Origin of the sequence: Stutzerimonas stutzeri (assembly GCF_051028275.1) — a bacterium.
In the GTDB taxonomy this organism is placed as follows: Bacteria; Pseudomonadota; Gammaproteobacteria; order Pseudomonadales; family Pseudomonadaceae; genus Stutzerimonas; species Stutzerimonas stutzeri_AS.
Genome location: NZ_CP069269.1, coordinates 403,711 through 421,036 on the forward strand (window position 1 = coordinate 403,711; position 17,326 = coordinate 421,036).

11 protein-coding genes are annotated in these 17,326 nt (G+C 58.5%); 9 read left to right on the forward strand and 2 right to left on the reverse strand.

The window, feature by feature from the left end; translation table 11 throughout:
* Positions 1-37 precede the first annotated feature (37 nt).
* The 6 genes from JQR87_RS01865 (at position 38) to JQR87_RS01890 (ending at position 12,356) form a co-directional block, all read left to right on the forward strand.
* Positions 38-574 carry a chemotaxis protein CheW gene (locus JQR87_RS01865; RefSeq protein WP_407293173.1) on the forward strand — a complete coding sequence of 179 codons (537 nt, stop codon included), beginning with the start codon at positions 38-40 and terminating at the stop codon, positions 572-574.
* 78 nt (positions 575-652) lie between these two features.
* A complete protein-coding gene (locus tag JQR87_RS01870; RefSeq protein WP_407293170.1) occupies positions 653-2,701 on the forward strand; it encodes a methyl-accepting chemotaxis protein in 2,049 nt (682 codons plus the stop codon).
* Between the two features lie 59 nt (positions 2,702-2,760).
* Entirely contained in the window at positions 2,761-3,627 is an 867-nt protein-coding gene (locus JQR87_RS01875; RefSeq protein WP_407293167.1) for a protein-glutamate O-methyltransferase, read from the forward strand.
* Positions 3,628-3,638: 11 nt separating this feature from the next.
* Positions 3,639-10,844 carry an Hpt domain-containing protein gene (locus tag JQR87_RS01880; protein WP_434157905.1) on the forward strand — a complete coding sequence of 2,402 codons (7,206 nt, stop codon included), beginning with the start codon at positions 3,639-3,641 and terminating at the stop codon, positions 10,842-10,844.
* Positions 10,837-11,892 (forward strand): chemotaxis protein CheB, encoded by a 1,056-nt coding sequence (locus JQR87_RS01885; protein WP_407293161.1) that lies wholly within the window; start codon positions 10,837-10,839, stop codon positions 11,890-11,892. Before JQR87_RS01880 ends, JQR87_RS01885 begins: the two co-directional genes overlap by 8 nt.
* On the forward strand, positions 11,889-12,356 hold the full coding sequence (locus JQR87_RS01890; protein WP_407293158.1) for a chemotaxis protein CheW: 468 nt from the start codon (positions 11,889-11,891) through the stop codon (positions 12,354-12,356). Before JQR87_RS01885 ends, JQR87_RS01890 begins: the two co-directional genes overlap by 4 nt.
* 47 nt (positions 12,357-12,403) lie before the next feature.
* On the opposite strand, the gene JQR87_RS01895 is transcribed toward JQR87_RS01890, so the two are convergent.
* Together JQR87_RS01895 and JQR87_RS01900 are read right to left on the reverse strand one after the other, a co-directional pair.
* On the reverse strand, positions 12,404-13,126 hold the full coding sequence (locus JQR87_RS01895) for a 16S rRNA (uracil(1498)-N(3))-methyltransferase (protein WP_407293155.1): 723 nt from the start codon (positions 13,124-13,126) through the stop codon (positions 12,404-12,406).
* A 71-nt stretch (positions 13,127-13,197) separates the two neighbouring features.
* On the reverse strand, positions 13,198-14,604 hold the full coding sequence (locus JQR87_RS01900; RefSeq protein WP_407293152.1) for an adenosylmethionine--8-amino-7-oxononanoate transaminase: 1,407 nt from the start codon (positions 14,602-14,604) through the stop codon (positions 13,198-13,200).
* 169 nt (positions 14,605-14,773) lie between these two features.
* Between JQR87_RS01900 and JQR87_RS01905 the strand changes: the two genes are divergently transcribed.
* The 3 genes from JQR87_RS01905 (at position 14,774) to JQR87_RS01915 (ending at position 17,324) form a co-directional block, all read left to right on the forward strand.
* Positions 14,774-15,328, forward strand: a complete 555-nt coding sequence (locus JQR87_RS01905) for a cytochrome b (protein ID WP_407293149.1) — start codon at positions 14,774-14,776, stop codon at positions 15,326-15,328.
* Positions 15,329-15,350: 22 nt separating this feature from the next.
* Positions 15,351-15,926, forward strand: a complete 576-nt coding sequence (locus JQR87_RS01910; protein ID WP_407293146.1) for a YceI family protein — start codon at positions 15,351-15,353, stop codon at positions 15,924-15,926.
* Positions 15,927-16,166: 240 nt separating this feature from the next.
* Positions 16,167-17,324: an efflux RND transporter periplasmic adaptor subunit gene (locus tag JQR87_RS01915; protein ID WP_407293143.1), complete on the forward strand. Its 1,158-nt coding sequence runs from the start codon at positions 16,167-16,169 to the stop codon at positions 17,322-17,324.
* Positions 17,325-17,326 lie beyond the last annotated feature (2 nt).

A 17,326-nucleotide genomic window follows, 5' to 3' on the forward strand; every position in this document is an offset into this window, starting at 1 on the left:
TCGACCCTATCGGTTTTAGGACAGAGGAAGCTGCAGTATGTCGGATACGCCTACGCCTTTTCAGCGACTGTTAGATATCGATCACCGTTGTCGGGCGTTGGCGGCCGGGCTGCCCTCGCAGCAGGAAGCCGTTCAGACATGGGCTGGTATCGGTTTTCGTATGGGAGGGCGGTTGTTTGTCGCTCCGATGGGCGAAGTTGGCGAAATACTCCATGAGCCACGTTATACCTTGCTCCCTGGGGTGAAGGCTTGGGTTAAAGGCGTTGCGAACGTTCGAGGCAGGCTGTTGCCGGTCATGGACCTTTGCGGTTACCTGGGGTTGGAGATGTCGCCGCTCCGAAAACAAAGGCGCGTATTGGTGGTAGATCACCATGAAGTGTTCGCCGGATTGACCGTCGACGAAGTTTTCGGCATGCAGCATTTCCCAGTAGATGCGTTTTCTGAACAGTTGCCTCCTGTTGAGGCTTCGATTCAACCGTTCATTCACGGTGTTTTTCAGCGCGAGCAGCCCTGGCTGGTTTTCAGTCCACATGCGCTTGCCGCCCATCAGACATTTCTGGACGTGGCGTATTGATTTAGGTGGGGTCGGCTGATGCCGGCCTTTTGGTTCTTGGAAGGAAAAGTACAGGTGGTCCAGGCGGGGGCCGGTAACATGAAAAAAATGAATGTGAATGCTTTGCTGGCAGGGGTTCGTAGCAATACGTTGATCGCCGGCCTGTTTATCCTTCTGATCGTCTCGATGGTGGCGTTGTTCGCCAACTTTGCGTACATCAATACCCAAGCCGACTATGACAGTGAGTACATTGGACACGCGGGTGAGCTGCGAGTTCTGTCTCAGCGGATCGCAAAGAACGCCGTTGAAGCTGCGGCCGGCACTCCGCAGGCGTTTGACTCGCTCAAAGATGCACGAAACGATTTCAGTCAGCGCTGGGCCTACCTGTCCCTTGGCGATGAACGTATCGGACTGCCAGCAGTCCCGAAGTCGCTGCAGGCTGAGGTTGCAGCAGTGGAACAGGACTGGAACACGCTTCGGCAAAACACCGACGCGATCCTTGCAAGCGAACAGACCGTTCTGTCGTTGCACCAGGTTGCTGCCACCCTCGCCGAAACCATTCCTCAGCTCCAGGTAGAGTATGAGGAGGTTGTCGACATTCTGCTTGAAAGCGGCGCCCCAGCTGCGCAGGTCGCAGTGGCCCAGCGCCAGTCTCTGCTTGCCGAGCGTATTCTGGGTTCGGTGAACAAAGTGCTTTCCGGTGATCAGGACTCGGTGCAGGCAGCCGACATGTTCGGTCGTGACGCTAGCCTCTTTGGCCGGGTACTCAACGCTATGCTCGAAGGCAACGAAGCCATGGGCATTACCAAGGTCAGCGACGTCGAAGCGCTTGATCGTCTCGCGGCAATTTCCGAGCTGTTCCAGTTCGTTTCAGGATCTGTAGATGAGATCTTGGAAACCTCGCCGGAGCTGTTCCAGGTTCGGGAATCGTCAAACAGCATTTTCGACGTTTCGCAAACGCTGCTCGACAAGACATCGGTGCTGACACAAGGGCTCCAGGACCGTGCCGATGCGCGTTACATAAACGCGCTGGCTGGCTATGTTCTTGGTGCGCTCGCACTGGCGTCCATCCTTCTGATCGGTCTCGTGATGGTCCAGGAAACCCGCCGCCGCCTGAGCGAGACTGCAGAGAAGAACGAGCGCAACCAGACAGCAATTTTGCGCCTGCTCGATGAAATCGGTGACCTGGCTGATGGTGACCTCACCGTTGCGGCTACGGTGACGGAAGACTTCACGGGCGCCATCGCTGACTCGATCAACTACTCTATCGACCAGCTACGCGATCTGGTTGAAACGATCAACCAGACTGCCGTTCAGGTGTCTGGCGCGGCACAGGAAACGCAGGCGACCGCCATGCACCTTGCCGAAGCTTCCGAGCACCAAGCTCAAGAAATCGCCGGTGCTTCTGCGGCAATCAATGAGATGGCGGTCTCGATTGACCAGGTATCGGCAAACGCTGCCGAGTCCTCAGCGGTAGCGGAACGCTCTGTAGCGATTGCGAACAAGGGTAACGAGGTGGTGCATAACACCATCACCGGCATGGATAACATCCGTGAGCAGATCCAGGACACTTCCAAGCGAATCAAGCGTCTTGGTGAATCGTCACAGGAAATTGGTGATATCGTAAGCCTGATCAACGACATCGCCGACCAGACCAACATTCTTGCTTTGAACGCGGCGATCCAGGCCTCCATGGCTGGTGATGCGGGCCGAGGTTTCGCGGTGGTTGCGGACGAAGTACAGCGGCTTGCCGAACGGTCTTCGGCTGCAACCAAGCAGATTGAAGCGCTCGTAAAGACGATTCAGACCGATACGAACGAGGCGGTTATCTCGATGGAACAGACCACTTCGGAGGTTGTTCGAGGTGCTCGCCTGGCCCAAGACGCCGGGGTCGCACTGGAAGAGATTGAGAAGGTATCCAAAAGCCTGGCAGCGCTCATTCAGAACATTTCTAACGCGGCCCGTCAGCAAGCCTCGTCTGCTGGCCATATCTCTAACACGATGAATGTGATCCAGGAAATCACCTCTCAGACCTCGTCGGGAACCACCGCTACCGCGAAGAGCATTGGTAACTTGGCCAAGATGGCCAATGAGATGCGTCATTCGGTGTCCGGTTTTACCCTGCCAGAAACGCAGGATCAGGCCTGAGTTAATAAAACTGCGTTCTGAAACGTCCGCAGTGGAAGTTCACGAGCAAGGGGCAGGGCATGCAGCCAAGAATTGATTGGTCATTGAGACCCTTGGCTGAAATGTCGCCGACCGAATTCAGCGATTGGCAGGCCTTGCTCGAAGAGCGTTCCGGCATGGTGGTAACCGAGCAGCGGCGGACCTTTCTTCAGGCAAATCTCAGCAGCCGGATGCGCGAAGTCGGGGCCCTGGATTACGCCAGTTATTATCGTCAGGTCACCGACGGACCTCGTGGAGCGGTTGAATGGTCGACGCTTATGGACCGTTTGACCGTACAGGAGACGCGGTTCTTCCGTCACTTGCCCTCGTTTGCCGCGCTTTCTAGATACATGCAGCACCGTGCGGCTTCGCGGCCTGCAGCTCAGCCCTGGTCGCTCTGGAGTGTTGGATGTGCAAGCGGGGAAGAGACCTACTCGATGGCGATCTGTGCAGCCGAGGCGCTGAGTCAGGCCGGTGGCGAGGCGCAATTCGGCGTGATTGGAACGGATATCAGCCTTAGCGCGTTGAGCCGTTCACAAGAAGGGGTGTATGCCCATCGTCGCCTCGAGCAGCTGGACCCGAACTTGCGGGACCGGTACTTCCAAGCACTGGGAGGTGGACGTTTCCAAGTGTTACCCAGCCTGGCAGTGCGGGTTTGCTTCGCCAGGCTTAACGTGCTGGAGCTGGCCAACGCGCCAATGTCCAATGTGGACGTCATTTTTTGTCAGAACCTGTTGATCTACTTCCGTCGCTGGCGACGCCGCGAAATCCTTAATCGTCTGGCCGAGCGTTTAGCGCCGGGGGGATTGTTAGTGATTGGCGTGGGCGAGGTGGTCGATTGGCAGCATCCGGACCTCGTTCCGGTTGCTGACAGTCAGGTTCTGGCCTTTACCCGGAAATGTTTATGAGCGGAGTCGCTATGGGTGATCGGCACGATTATGTCGCCCTGGAGTGGGTGAAAGGCGAGATTGCCGAAACGCTGAAGCAGGCACGACAGGCTTTGGAAGCCTTCGTCGAGAACCCACAAGACTCGACGCGGATGCGCTTCTGTTTGACGTACGTGCATCAGGTGCACGGTACCTTGCAGATGGTCGAATTTTACGGTGCTGCGCTGCTCGCCGAAGAAATGGAGCAGCTTGCACGCTCCCTTCTTGAAGAGCGTGTCGCTAGCCAGACCGAAGCGCTCGAAGTGCTGATGCAAGCCATTCTGCAGATGCCGGTTTACCTGGATCGTATCCAGAGTGCACGCCGCGACCTTCCCATGGTCGTACTTCCGCTGCTCAACGATCTGCGTGCGGCTCGTGGCGAAAAGCTGCTGTCGGAAACCAGCTTGTTTTCGCCAGACATGTCCGCCCGAGCACCTGCGCTTTCGCAAGAGTTTCTTGCGCAGCGACAGACCCAGGATTTGCCGAATCTGCTACGAAAGCTGAGGCAGATGCTCCAGGTCGCACTGGTCGGGGTTATCCGCAACCAGGATCTTTCCGCCAATCTGAACTACATGGCGCGAGTCTTTGCGCGCCTGGAAATGCTCTGCAAAGATGCGCCTCTGGGTGCGCTGTGGCAGGTTGCGTCTGGCGTGGTAGAAGGACTTGCCAGTGGTGCTGTAGCCAACGGCACAACGGTTCGGAATCTGTTACGCCAGGTCGACAAGGAGCTGAAGCGACTCGTTGCCCAAGGTGCGGAGGGTATCAACCAGGCCGCCCCTGACGAGCTGACCAAAAATCTTCTTTTTTACATCGCCAAGGCGCCGACCCAGTCTCCGCGTATCCAAGCCCTGAAAGCAGCGTACAGCCTGGACGACGCCTTGCCCGACAGCGCACTCGTCGACGAGGAGCGCGCTCAGCTGGCGGGTCCGGACCGCGGCGCCATGCGATCCGTTGTGGCTGCGCTGTGCGAGGAGCTGGTCAGAGTCAAAGACAGCCTGGATCTCTTCGTGCGTAGCGATCGTATGGGCCTTGCGGAGCTTGGTACCCTGCAAACTCCGCTCAAGCAGATTGCCGATACGCTCGCAGTGCTAGGGTTCGGCCAGCCACGGCGGATCATCCTTGATCAGATCAGCCAGGTCGAAGCCTTGGCCAACGGCCATCAACAGCCTGACGACGCGGCCTTGATGGATGTGGCGGGTGCGCTGCTTTATGTCGAAGCGACACTTGCCGGTATGGTTGGCGGCACCACTGCTGAAGAGCGAGGTGAGGAAAGCCACCTCCCCACAACCGACGTCGCTCAGATCCATCGTCTGGTGATCCGCGAAGCACGTACAGGGCTTGAACAGGCCAAGGACGCGATCATCGAGTTCATCGCTTCGCAATGGAATCATCAGCACCTTGCGCGTGTACCGGAACTTCTGACCCAGTCGCGCGGCGGTCTCGTGATGGTTCCGCTTGCTCGAGCTGCAGCTCTGCTGGATGCCTGCAACCGGTATATTCAGGAGCAACTGCTCGCGAAACAGGCGATCCCGGACTGGCAGAGTCTGGATACGCTCGCCGATGCAATAACCAGTGTTGAATACTATCTCGAACGTCTGAGTGAGGACTGCAGCTCGCAGGGTGATCTGATACTTGATGTCGCGGAAGAAAGTCTGCAAGCGCTGGGCTATCCACTCAGCACGGAGCCTTCGGCTGATGTAGCCAATACTGGCCCTGAGGGTACCGAAGATCTATCTGATCCGATGGATGAGATCGAAGTGCTGCCTCTCGATCCATCGGACGATGCACTTTCCGCACAGTCGACCGAGAGCAATTTCACCCAGTCGGATGTCGTTTCGGTCGAACAGCTATCCAATACAGAAGAATTGGAAGCCGTTGCCGTTGGAGACAGCGACGAATATGGATTCGAGGTCGAGAGCCTTGGATGGTCAGAAGAGGCAATCGAGAAAAGCGCGCCGGAGCCGCAAGAATATTCTCTGGACGTAACGGATCTCCAGATCGAGGCTGAAGCGCAGGCTGAGACCGATTCGCTGGACTACGAGGTTGAATGGAGTGAGGCCGAAATGGCTGAGCTCGATATGCCTGAAGTCTTGTTGCCGGAGCCGATTGCGCAGGAGGTTCCCGATCAGCCGGCGATGACCATGGAAGAGGTCATGGCTGCACCTGTCGCCTCGATCAACCCGCCGGCTCGGGATGTTCCACCCAGCCTGCTGCCTCCGCCTGAAGGCGAGGAGCCCGTCGATGATGACCTGCTTGAGGTATTCATCGAGGAAGCTGCTGAGGTGCTCGAAACCATCGGTGAATATTTGCCGCGTTGGTGCGCCGATGCCTCCGATAAAGAAGCTCTTGGGGAGGTTCGGCGAGCCTTCCACACACTAAAGGGCAGCGGTCGGATGGTTCGTGCATTGATCATTGGCGAACTTGCCTGGTCTGTCGAGAATCTGCTGAATCGCGTGCTTGACCGCAGCATTGAAGTCGGTGAGCCCGTCAAGAAGCTGGTGTCGGATGTAGTAAGTCTGATGCCTGTTCTAGTCGAGGAGTTTGCTGCCAAGGCACAACGTCAACGCGACGATGTGGACCGGTTGGCCGCCGATGCGCACGCGTTGGCTAAGGGTCAGCCAACCCAACCCGATCCACAGGGCGGCGGTACTCCCAAAGAGCCAATACCGGAAGCGGTGGTCGAGGATGCACTGGACCCCCAGTTGTTGGAGATATTCAGCAACGAGGCCGAAGCGCATCTCGCGTCACTGGTCGACTTTCTTGCCGATTGCGCGCAGCGCCTGCCTCAGCCGGTAACCGATGCGTTGCAGCGAGCGCTTCATACCCTAAAGGGTAGCGCGCACATGGCCGGAATAATTCCGATGGCCGAAATCGCGACACCGCTTGAAAGAATGGTCAAGGAATTCAAAGCCAACCTTATCCAGATGGATCTGGCTGAAGCAGAGCTCCTTCACTCGGCCGAACAGCTGCTACGGCGCGGACTCGAGAATCTCGAGCGGGAGCCGTTGGCGCCCATCGACGGAGCTGACGCCTTCATCTCCCAAGTGCACGCGATCCATCAGGCTCGGCTAGCGGCACTCGGTGAGCGTGGGGACAACGAACAGGGCGAGCCACGCGACCCCGGAATGATTGCGTTGTTCCTCTCTGAGGGTATGAACATTCTGCTGGATGCCGAAGAGCTTCTGCAGAGTTGGCGTGAACACCCTGCCGAAAGGCAGGAGCTTACGGCGCTGCTTGAAGAACTGACTACGCTCGGTCTTGGCGCGCAAATGGCGGACCTTCCACAAATCGACGCGCTGTGTCGGGTGCTGCTCGATCTTTACGCGGTTGTGCAGGATGGACGTCTGGCGGTGAGCGGCCGTTTCTTCGATGATGCTGAACAGGCTCACGAAGCGCTGGTCGGCATGATGGATCAGGTCGCAGCTGGTTTACAGGTTACCGGTCAGCCAGAATTAGTGGCTCGGCTTGAGCATTTGCTCGCTGAGGCGATAGATCCACTCACCGTCGAGCTTCCGGCTGATGATTCAGCTGAGGAACAGCTGGTGGCCGCTCCGGTGGCCGAGATTGTTGATGCCGGTCAGCATACAGCCGAAGCCGAAGCCGAAGCGGAAGCCCAGGCGTGGCCCGCCGATACCCGATTGGAAATGGGTGATCTGGACGAGGAGATGGTCGAGATTTTTCTCGACGAGGCAGTCGATCTGTTGGAGAGCGCCGGCGGGGCACTTGAACGCTGGCTGAGCGATCCGGCTAACCAACTGGCCTTATCGGCTCTATTGCGCGATCTGCACACCCTCAAAGGCGGTGCGCGCATGGCTGAAATACGGCCGATCGGTGATTTGGCGCATGAGCTCGAAACGCTGTATGAAGGGCTTTCTGACGGTCGTTACGTGCACAGCGCCGACCTCGCCACGCTCCTTTTGCGTAGTCATGATCAGCTTGCTACTCAGCTGGAGCAGCTTCAGGCACACCAGCCAATGGACGCCGCTGTACCGCTGATCGAGCGAATTCGTGCCTATCGGCAAGGTGTTGCACCAAGCTTCGACAATACGGATTTTTTTCCTGATGGGCAGTTCCTGGCTGACAACAGCGCTCCGAAGCAAGAACCTGCCCCTACTGATTCTGAAATTCTAGTTCCAACGGAGCTGATTCCTGAGTCGAAACCTGAGCTTGATGCCGAACTTGACCCGCGTGAGGCTGGGCTAGATGTAGAGGTGGATGCCGAGGCACAGGCACCGTCCGAAAATGATCAGGTTGATAAATTGTCCGTTGGGCCTGAAGCGTTGGCTGAGCCGGCAGACGATGGCGACGATGGAATCACAACGGAGATCGAGCCCCCCGAAGCACAGGGGTCGTCCCTGCCTCCTCTATCCGAAGAGGCGGAGGCGGGTGGCTGGGATAGCCGCGATCCCGAGCTGGTCGAGATCTTTTTGGAAGAAGGCTTCGACATCATCGAGCGCGCTGCCGCATCGCTTCAACGTTGGGCTGAGGATGTCGATAACAGTCTTGAAATCGAAGCGCTGCAAAGGGATCTGCACACGCTCAAAGGTGGCGCGCGGATGGCTGATATCCGTGAGATCGGCGATCTGGCCCATGAGCTCGAGTTTCTATACGAAGGGCTTTGTGCCGGTAATTATCGCGCAAGCCCGACGTTGTTCGCACTGTTGCAAACCTGTCACGACCGGCTCGCGGAAATGCTTGATGCGGTCCGGGCACTCCGTGCGGTGCCGCGTGGACAAGATCTGATCGAAACCATCCAGCGCTTTCGGGCGAATCCCGAAGAGCAGCTGAGTATGCCCAGCAGTGTAGCCCTCAAGGCCGCGCAGGATTCCGCCGTTCATGACGCCGCGGAAGCCGAGATTCTCGACATCTTTGTCGAAGAAGCGGACGAGTTGCTGGAGGAGATGGAGGCCAGCCTTGAACGCTGGGAAGCCTCGCGGGATAGCGCGGCGGCTATAACCGACATCATGCGTGTGCTGCACACCTTGAAGGGCGGCGCGCGGCTGGCGGGTCAGAGCCGCCTGGGCGATATGGCGCATGATCTCGAGCAGCGCCTGAGTGAGGCGCAACTGTCGGGCGGTATTCCGTCCGATAGCCTGTTTCTGGATATGCAGAGTGGATACGACGCCCTGCTCAAAGAAGTAGAGTCGATGCGCTCGCGGCTGACGAGTGAATCCGACGCCGCTACCGGCCTTCAGGCGGAGGAGGAGCGTCCTGGTTCATCCGTGATTGTGCTCGAAACGCCCATCGTGGCTGCCAGCACCCAGGCGCCTAACAATACCACTCCGGCCAAGGTGTTGCCCTTCATCCGTCGCGCCGAGCAGGCTGCGCTGGATGCTGCATCACGCCGTGCGCCGCAGGAATTGGTCAAGGTGCCCGCTGAGCTATTGGAAGGGCTGGTGAATCTTGCTGGCGAAACCTCGATCTTTCGAGGCCGGGTGGAACAGCAGGTCAGCGACGTCGGATTCACACTGGGTGAAATGGAAGCCACTATCGAGCGGGTTCGCGATCAGTTGCGCCGCCTGGATACCGAGACGCAGGCGCAGATTCTGAGCCGCTATCAGGCCGAGGCGGAGCGTGCAGGATATGACGATTTCGACCCGCTGGAGATGGACCGGCACTCGCAACTCCAGCAGCTGTCACGGGCGCTGTTCGAGTCAGCTTCCGACTTGCTGGATCTGAAAGAAACGCTGGCTGCGCGTAATCGCGACGCCGAAACGCTGCTGCTACAGCAGGCGCGCGTCAACACTGAGCTTCAGGAAGGGCTCATGCGTACGCGCATGGTTCCCTTTGATCGGCTGGTGCCTCGTTTGCGTCGGATTGTTCGCCAGGTCGCTGGTGAGCTCGGCAAGCAGGTCGAGTTCCATGTTGGCAATGCAACGGGTGAAATGGACCGTAGCGTACTCGAACGCATTGTCGCCCCGCTGGAACACATGTTGCGCAATGCCGTGGATCACGGGATCGAAACGGGTGCCAAACGCGTTGCCGCGGGCAAGCCTGAGCAGGGCAATATCCGCCTGGATTTGGGTCGCGAGGGTGGCGACATCGTTCTGACTCTGAGCGATGACGGCGCGGGAATCAATCTCGAAGCCGTTCGACGTAAAGCCATCGAGCGAGGCCTCATGCAGCCCGGCAGCGACCTGTCGGACTATGAAGTCCTGCAGTTCATCCTTGAGGCAGGCTTCTCGACTGCTGAGAAGGTAACCCAGATATCTGGGCGAGGCGTCGGTATGGACGTGGTGCACTCCGAGGTTAAGCAGCTCGGTGGCACAATGTCCATCGAGTCTACTCACGGCAGCGGAACCTGCTTCCTGATCCGCCTGCCATTTACCGTGTCGGTCAACCGGGCGCTGATGGTGTACTCCGGTGAGGACCTCTACGCGATTCCGCTGAACACGATCGAAGGCATCGTGCGTGTGTCGCCGTACGAGCTGGAAGCTTATTACCAGCCGGGAGCGTCACGTTTCGAGTATGCAGGCCAGACCTACGAGTTGCGCTATCTCGGTGAGCTGCTTAAAAACGGCCAACGGCCCAAGCTCGTCGGCCAGAGCTTGCCGCTGCCGGTAATTCTGGTCCGCTCGAATGACCACAGTGTGGCGGTACAAGTCGATAGCCTTGCAGGCTCGCGCGAGATCGTGGTGAAGGGGCTTGGTCCGCAATTTGCGACCGTTCCGGGTATTTCCGGTGCGACTATCCTTGGTGATGGTCGAGTGGTGGTCATTCTCGATCTTCTGGCAACCATCCGTGTGTTGCATGCGCACCTGCTGACCCAGCAGCAGCCACTGCGTTTGCTGGGCGGCGACGAGCCGGCGGAGGTCGAAGTCGATCGACCTACATTAGTCATGGTGGTGGACGACTCGGTGACCGTGCGTAAGGTTACCAGCCGCCTTCTGGAGCGAAACGGCATGAACGTACTGACGGCCAAGGATGGCGTCGACGCGATTACCCAGTTGCAGGAACGTAAGCCGGACATCATCCTGCTTGACATCGAAATGCCGCGGATGGACGGCTTCGAGGTGGCGACACTTGTGCGTCACGATGAGCACCTGAAGGATCTGCCAATCGTGATGATTACTTCTCGAACTGGCGAAAAGCACAGGGATCGGGCTATGGCCATCGGTGTTAACGAGTATCTAGGCAAGCCGTATCAGGAGTCGCTGCTACTCGAGACGATTCAGCAGTTGGTTAAACGTCATGAGTGAGGTCGGCGCTGCCCGCATCGGTGTAATCGCGGACACCTCGCTGCAGCGCCATGTGCTACAGCAGGCACTGACTGCCAACGGCTACAACGTCGTGCTCAACAGCGATCCTACTCGACTCCAGGAGTCGGATCTGCTGGCAGCGGAGGCCGATCTATGGCTTGTGGATCTGGCGCAGACGGAAGATTCGCCTCTCGTCAATGCCTTGCTGGAGCGTGACAGCTGCCCGGTGCTGTTTGGCGAGGGCCATGCTCCGGAGCGGCACTCCGAACACTACCCGCGCTGGGAGCGGAGGATGTTTGGCAAGCTGAAGCGGCTGGTCGGTGATCCTTCCCGAGTCGTTGGGCCACGTCTTGAAGTGCTGCGAGAAGAGGTAGAGCGCCCTACTCGCCTGGAACTGCCTCGCACGCTGTTAGCCGATGCGGACTCGGTTGCCGGCGAGCCTGCTCGAGAGGTTTGGCTGCTTGCGGCATCGCTGGGTGGTCCGGAAGCGGTGAAGGCCTTTCTCGATGCGCTGCCGCTTGGGTTGCCGGTCGGCTTCGTCTACGCCCAGCATATCGAAGCAAGCTTCGAGGCGGCGCTCTCACAAGCAGTGGGGCGACACAGTCAATGGAATGTCAATCCGAGCCGGGCGAACGACTCGATTCGCTGTGGCGAAGTAGTGGTGGCGCCTATCGGTGAGGAAATGGCTTTCAGCAGCGACGGTGAAATGCTTCTGACCGGACGTAGCTGGCCCGAGCCGTACAGCCCGTCCATCGACCAGATGATGCTCAATCTGTCCCAGCAGTTCGGCAGTCGTTGTGGCGTGATCGCTTTCAGCGGCATGGGTAGCGATGGTAGTGCCGCAGCCGCTTACGTTCTTCGTAAGGGGGGCAAGCTATGGACTCAGCGTGCCGACTCCTGTGTCTGCTCGAGTATGCCCGACAGTCTCCGTGACGGCGGATACAGTTCTCTGAGCGGAGATCCGCGAGAACTAGCCCAAGCCCTAGTCAGTCATTTTGCGCAGCAGGCCAGCACGCCCGCTGCGGCCTTGCAACTGGATACCCCATGAGCCAACCAGCCATTTCTCAGGACGCTGCCAGTCTTACCGGTCTACTGGTTCCGCTGGCCGACCGAACGCTTCTTCTGCCGAACGTGGCGGTAGCCGAACTTATCCCGTATCGGGCCCCTCACGCTGCGCAAGGGACTCCGCCCTGGTTCCTTGGGCAGGTCTCGTGGAGAGATCTGACATTGCCGCTGTTGTCTTTCGAGGCGGCATCCAATGGCCAGACGGAAACAGGGTCGAGCGCGCGCGTGGCGGTACTCAACGCATTAGGTGGGCGCGACCATGTGAAGTTTATCGCGTTGCTGGTTCAGGGAATCCCGCGCTCGGTCAAACTTGATCCAAGCTTGGCTCGCTCGGATGTATCGCTGGCGCCGCTTGAACTGGATGCGGTCAATCTTGGCGACGTGCAGGCACGGATACCCGACCTCGTCGCGCTGGAGCAGAAGCTGGCGGATGCCGGGTTGATCTAACGGGTTGACCCAAGACCCTAGGGTCTGAAGTTCCAGGCCGCCCGACTTCAAGCTGGGAAGTCGCCCCAGAGCTGCTGGACGATGCTAAGGGCTACCACAGGCGCGGTCTCAGTGCGTAACACCCGTGGTCCAAGGCGAGCCGGCTGAAAACCGGAGCCACGTGCCTGCTCGACTTCGCTGTCAGTCAGGCCGCCTTCAGGGCCGATCAAAAACGCTACGGTGGCGGGTGGCTGATGTGCTGATAGCGGCCCTGCTACCGGATGCAAAACCAATTTAAGTTCCGCTTCCAGCTGCACCCAGTCCTTCAGGGGCGTCGGAGGGTGAATAGTGGGTATGACCGAACGACCGCATTGCTCACAAGCGCTAATGGCGATCTGTCGCCAGTGAGCCAGGCGCTTATCGGCTCGCTCCTCGTTCAGGCGTACTTCACAGCGTTCGCTAACAACTGGTGTGATCTCTGCAACGCCTAGTTCGGTCGCCTTCTGTATAGCCCAGTCCATTCGTTCGCCTCGTGACAGACCTTGTCCGAGATGGATGTGCAGGTTTGACTCGGGTAGCCCCGCCATCTGCTCCCGCAACGTGACTGCGACCTGCTTCTTACCCACCTCGGTCAGCTCGCCGCGAAATTCTGTACCGCTGCCATCGAAGAGCTGCACCGCTGCACCCACATTCAACCGCAGCACTCGGCTGATGTAATGAGCGGACGCCTCCGGCAGCTGCTGGAGGCCCAGCGACAAGGGTGCATCGACAAAAAAACGGGATAGGCGCATGGGCGGGCTACAAGCGATAAAAGAAGCGGCAGTTTAATGGTTTACCGGGCGCGCCTGTAGCCCGCGTCCGGCTAGCCCGGATCACGGAACTCATCCGGCGCGCCTACTGGGACCGCAACGCTGATGTCTGCACGTGTCGCAATGTCGATGCCTTCGGTTGCCACCTCAGCGAGAAAATCGATTTGTTCCTCGGTGATGGTGTACGGCGGCAGAAAGTACACAACGCTTCCTAGCGGGCGCAGCAGAGCACCCCGCTGCAAGGCGTGCTGATAGACCTTCAAGCCTCGACGCTCCTGCCACGGATAGGGCGTCTTGCTGGCTCGGTCCTGGACCATTTCAATAGCGAGCGCCATACCGGTCTGGCGCACCTCGGCCACCTTCGAATGGTCGCTCAGATGAGCCGTGGCTGTTTTCATTCGTTCAGACAGCGGCTTGTTGGCTTCGATGACATTGTCTTGTTCAAAGATATCCAGCGTGGCCAACGCCGCTGCGCAGGCGAGAGGGTTGCCGGTATAGGTATGCGAATGAAGGAAGGCGCGCAATGTCGCGTAGTCGTCATAGAACGCCTGGTACAGCTTTTCCGTGGTCAACACAGCCGCCATCGGCAGGTAGCCCCCGGTAAGGGCTTTGGACAGGCAGAGGAAGTCCGGCGTAATACCGGCTTGCTCGCAGGCAAACATGGTGCCGGTGCGGCCAAAGCCGACGGCAATTTCGTCGTGAATCAGATGCACATCGTACCGGTCGCAGGCTTCACGCAGCAGCTTCAGGTAGATGGGGTGGTACATGCGCATGCCACCTGCGCCCTGAATCAGGGGTTCAACGATCACAGCGGCAATGGCTTCATGATGCTCAGCAAGCGTTTGCTCCATATGGGAGAACATGGTGCGCGAATGTTCTTCCCAGCTCACACCGTCCGGGCGCAGGTAGCAATCTGGGCTGGGTACTTTGAAAGTGTCCAGCAACAGTGGCTTGTAGGTGTCCGTGAACAATGCGACATCGCCCACCGACATGGCTGCGACTGTTTCACCGTGGTAGCTGTTTGTCAGGGTGACAAAGCGTTGCTTGCGTGGGTGCCCGGTATTGCGCCAGTAGTGGAAGCTCATCTTCAGCGCGACTTCAATACCGGTCGATCCATTATCCGTGTAGAACACCCGGTCCAGTCCGGGAGGCGTGATGTTCACCAGTCGCTCCGACAGCTCGACAACCGGCTGGTGGCTGAAGCCAGCAAGCATGACGTGTTCAAGCTGATCGAGCTGATCCTTGATACGTTGATTGATGCGCGGGTTGGCATGTCCGAACACATTGACCCACCAAGAGCTGACGGCATCCAGATAGCGCTTCCCGTCGAAATCCTCGAGCCAAACACCTTCGCCCCGCCGGATCGGGATCAGCGGAAGTTGCTCGTGGTCTTTCATCTGGGTGCATGGGTGCCAGAGTACGGATAGGTCACGCTGCATCCAGCTGTCGTTCAGGCTCATCATTGCTCCTCGGGCTAGGCATTGGCGCAGCCTAGCAGAAACTGCTTAGCGGCCCGTTCAGGCGCCGCCGATCTATCTGCTTGGCCGATATTTTGAAACGAAAAAATGCGATTCATTTCGATCTGTTAGCCGTTAGGCTAAGCGCGTTCATCAGCTCGGGATTTCAGCAATGCAATGGCGCAATTCTTCCAGCAACTACGGTCTCGTCAGCATCACGATGCATTGGCTGGTGGCTGTCGCTGTGGTCGGGCTGTTCGCGCTGGGGTATTGGATGGTCGGGCTGACCTATTACAGCAGCTGGTATCGCACGGCGCCGGACATCCACAAAAGCATTGGTCTGCTGTTGTTGGCCTTGATGATTCTACGAGTCACATGGCGCTTCCTTAACAGCGGTCCAGCGCCACTCGCCACCCACGGCCGGTTAACCCGACTGGCGACCAAGGCGGGTCACGGTACGCTCTATCTTGGCCTGTTCGCAGTGATGATTTCGGGTTACCTGATTTCGACTGCAGACGGCCGCAGCATCAGCGTGTTCGGCTGGTTCGAAGTGCCTGCGCTGATTACATCGATTCCGAATCAGGAAGATCTAGCCGGCCTGATCCACGAATACTTCGCCTGGGGACTGGTGATTTTCTCCGGCCTGCATGCCCTGGCGGCTCTCAAACACCATTTCATCGATCGCGATCCGACGCTCAAGCGGATGTTCGGACGCGCCGATGCCTGACAAACCTAAAAAGGAGTATCCCATGTTGAAAAAAAGCTTCGCTGCACTCGCCTTGGGCTCGATGATGCTTGCTGGCCAGGCATTTGCTGCCGACTACGCCATCGACACAAAAGGCCAACACGCCTTCGTTAACTTCAAGATCAGCCACCTCGGCTATAGCTGGCTGTGGGGTTCGTTCAAGGAATTCGACGGCAACTTCAGTTTCGATGCAGCGAAACCCGAAGAGAGCAGCGTAAAAGTCACGCTGCAGACTGACAGCGTCTTCTCCAACCATGCCGAGCGCGATAAGCATCTTCGCAGCGAAGACTTCCTGAACGTCTCTAAGCATCCGACTGCAACATTCCAGTCCACTTCGGTCAAGCCGACCGGAGACGGTACTGCGGACATTACGGGCGACCTGACACTCAACGGCGTGACCAAGCCGGTCGTCATCGCTGCCAAGTTCCTCGGCGAGGGTAAGGACCCATGGGGCGGCTACCGTGCGGGCTTCGAGGGTACAACAACGCTTAAGTTGAAGGACTTCGATATCAAGATGGATCTTGGCCCAGCGTCTCAGACTGTAGATTTGATCATCTCGGTTGAAGGCATCCGCCAGTAACCGGAAGCAGTCACTAGGACGCCGGCGCAAAGCCGGCGTTCTGCTTTAGGAGCAAGTGACGATCTTGCACATCGGAAGGGCAGCATTCTTCATGAAATTACTATCGGCGCGATAGCCCGTCCGAGACGCGATCAGCTGTTTACAAACACTCCTGCATGTAAGTATATTCCCCGCATTCTGCCATTCGAGTCTGCCCGGCTGTTCTGCCCCGGGGCTGTCTGTTCAATGAGGTTATTCCTGATGCCAATCAAGCCAGCCAGTGCTGTTCTGATTCCCCTCTTCGTTGCCGTCGGTTTGATAAGCGGCTGTCAGGAGGAGCAAGCGGCTGCGCCAGCGGGGCAGCCGGCTCCTCAGGTCGGCATCGTCACGCTTGGGGCCGAGCCGTTCGAACTGACTACGGAACTGCCGGGCCGAACCACGGCCTTCCGTGTTGCCGAGGTCCGGCCGCAGGTTAGCGGAATCATTCAGAAGCGCCTGTTTACCGAAGGCAGCGAAGTTGAGAAGGGTCAACAGCTCTATCAGATCGACTCGGCCGTATACGAGGCCACGTTGAAAAGTGCGCAGGCGCGGCTTGCCTCGGCCAAGTCACTGTCGGATCGCTATGGGCTGCTGGTGAAGGAGCAGGCGGTAAGCCAGCAAGCCCATGACGAGGCCAGGGCTGCATCTCTACAGGCCCAGGCCGAGCTCGAGCGGGCGAAGATTGATCTTCGCTACACCAAGGTGCTCGCACCCATTTCCGGCCGCATTGGCCGCTCTGCGGTGACCGAAGGGGCGCTGGTCAGTAATGGCCAGGCGCAAGAATTGGCCACCATCCAGCAGCTTGATCCGATCTATGTCGATGTCACACAACCGGTGCAGGATCTGATTGCCCTGCGGCGCGATCTTGAAAGCGGCCGGCTGCAGCAGGCCGGGGACAGCGCGGCCAAGGCCCGGCTGATCCTGCCGGACGGCTCCGAGTATGCGCATGACGGTACGCTGGAGGTGTCCGAGGTATCTGTGGACGAAGGCACCGGCTCGGTCACCATACGCGCCAAGTTTCCAAATCCTGAGAAGGAATTGCTGCCCGGCATGTTCGTTCACGCGCGGCTGCCGGCTGGTGTGCGAGAACAAGCATTGCTAGTGCCACAACAGGGCGTTACCCGTGACGCTCGTGGCGAGCCGACGGCGATGGTGGTGGGCGCCGACAACAAGGTGGAGCTGCGTCAGATCAAGACCGAGCGCGCAGTCGGTAATCGCTGGCTGGTCAGTGAAGGCTTGCAGCCAGGTGATCGCGTAATCACCGAAGGGCTGCAGTTCATTCGCCCGGGTGTCGAGGTCAATCCGCAGCCGGCCGGTAACGTCAAGCAGCCCGGGCAGGACGGTGGTCAGGCTGGAGCCGCAGCTGGCCAAGGGGAATAAAC

Coding starts and splice junctions, on each gene's coding strand:
- JQR87_RS01865 (WP_407293173.1), top strand. CDS start 38: ATGTCGGATACGCCTACGCCTTTTCAGCGACTGTTAGATATCGATCAC.
- JQR87_RS01870 (WP_407293170.1), top strand. CDS start 653: ATGAAAAAAATGAATGTGAATGCTTTGCTGGCAGGGGTTCGTAGCAAT.
- JQR87_RS01875 (WP_407293167.1), top strand. CDS start 2,761: ATGCAGCCAAGAATTGATTGGTCATTGAGACCCTTGGCTGAAATGTCG.
- JQR87_RS01880 (WP_434157905.1), top strand. CDS start 3,639: ATGGGTGATCGGCACGATTATGTCGCCCTGGAGTGGGTGAAAGGCGAG.
- JQR87_RS01885 (WP_407293161.1), top strand. CDS start 10,837: ATGAGTGAGGTCGGCGCTGCCCGCATCGGTGTAATCGCGGACACCTCG.
- JQR87_RS01890 (WP_407293158.1), top strand. CDS start 11,889: ATGAGCCAACCAGCCATTTCTCAGGACGCTGCCAGTCTTACCGGTCTA.
- JQR87_RS01895 (WP_407293155.1), bottom strand. CDS start 13,126: ATGCGCCTATCCCGTTTTTTTGTCGATGCACCCTTGTCGCTGGGCCTC.
- JQR87_RS01900 (WP_407293152.1), bottom strand. CDS start 14,604: ATGAGCCTGAACGACAGCTGGATGCAGCGTGACCTATCCGTACTCTGG.
- JQR87_RS01905 (WP_407293149.1), top strand. CDS start 14,774: ATGCAATGGCGCAATTCTTCCAGCAACTACGGTCTCGTCAGCATCACG.
- JQR87_RS01910 (WP_407293146.1), top strand. CDS start 15,351: ATGTTGAAAAAAAGCTTCGCTGCACTCGCCTTGGGCTCGATGATGCTT.
- JQR87_RS01915 (WP_407293143.1), top strand. CDS start 16,167: ATGCCAATCAAGCCAGCCAGTGCTGTTCTGATTCCCCTCTTCGTTGCC.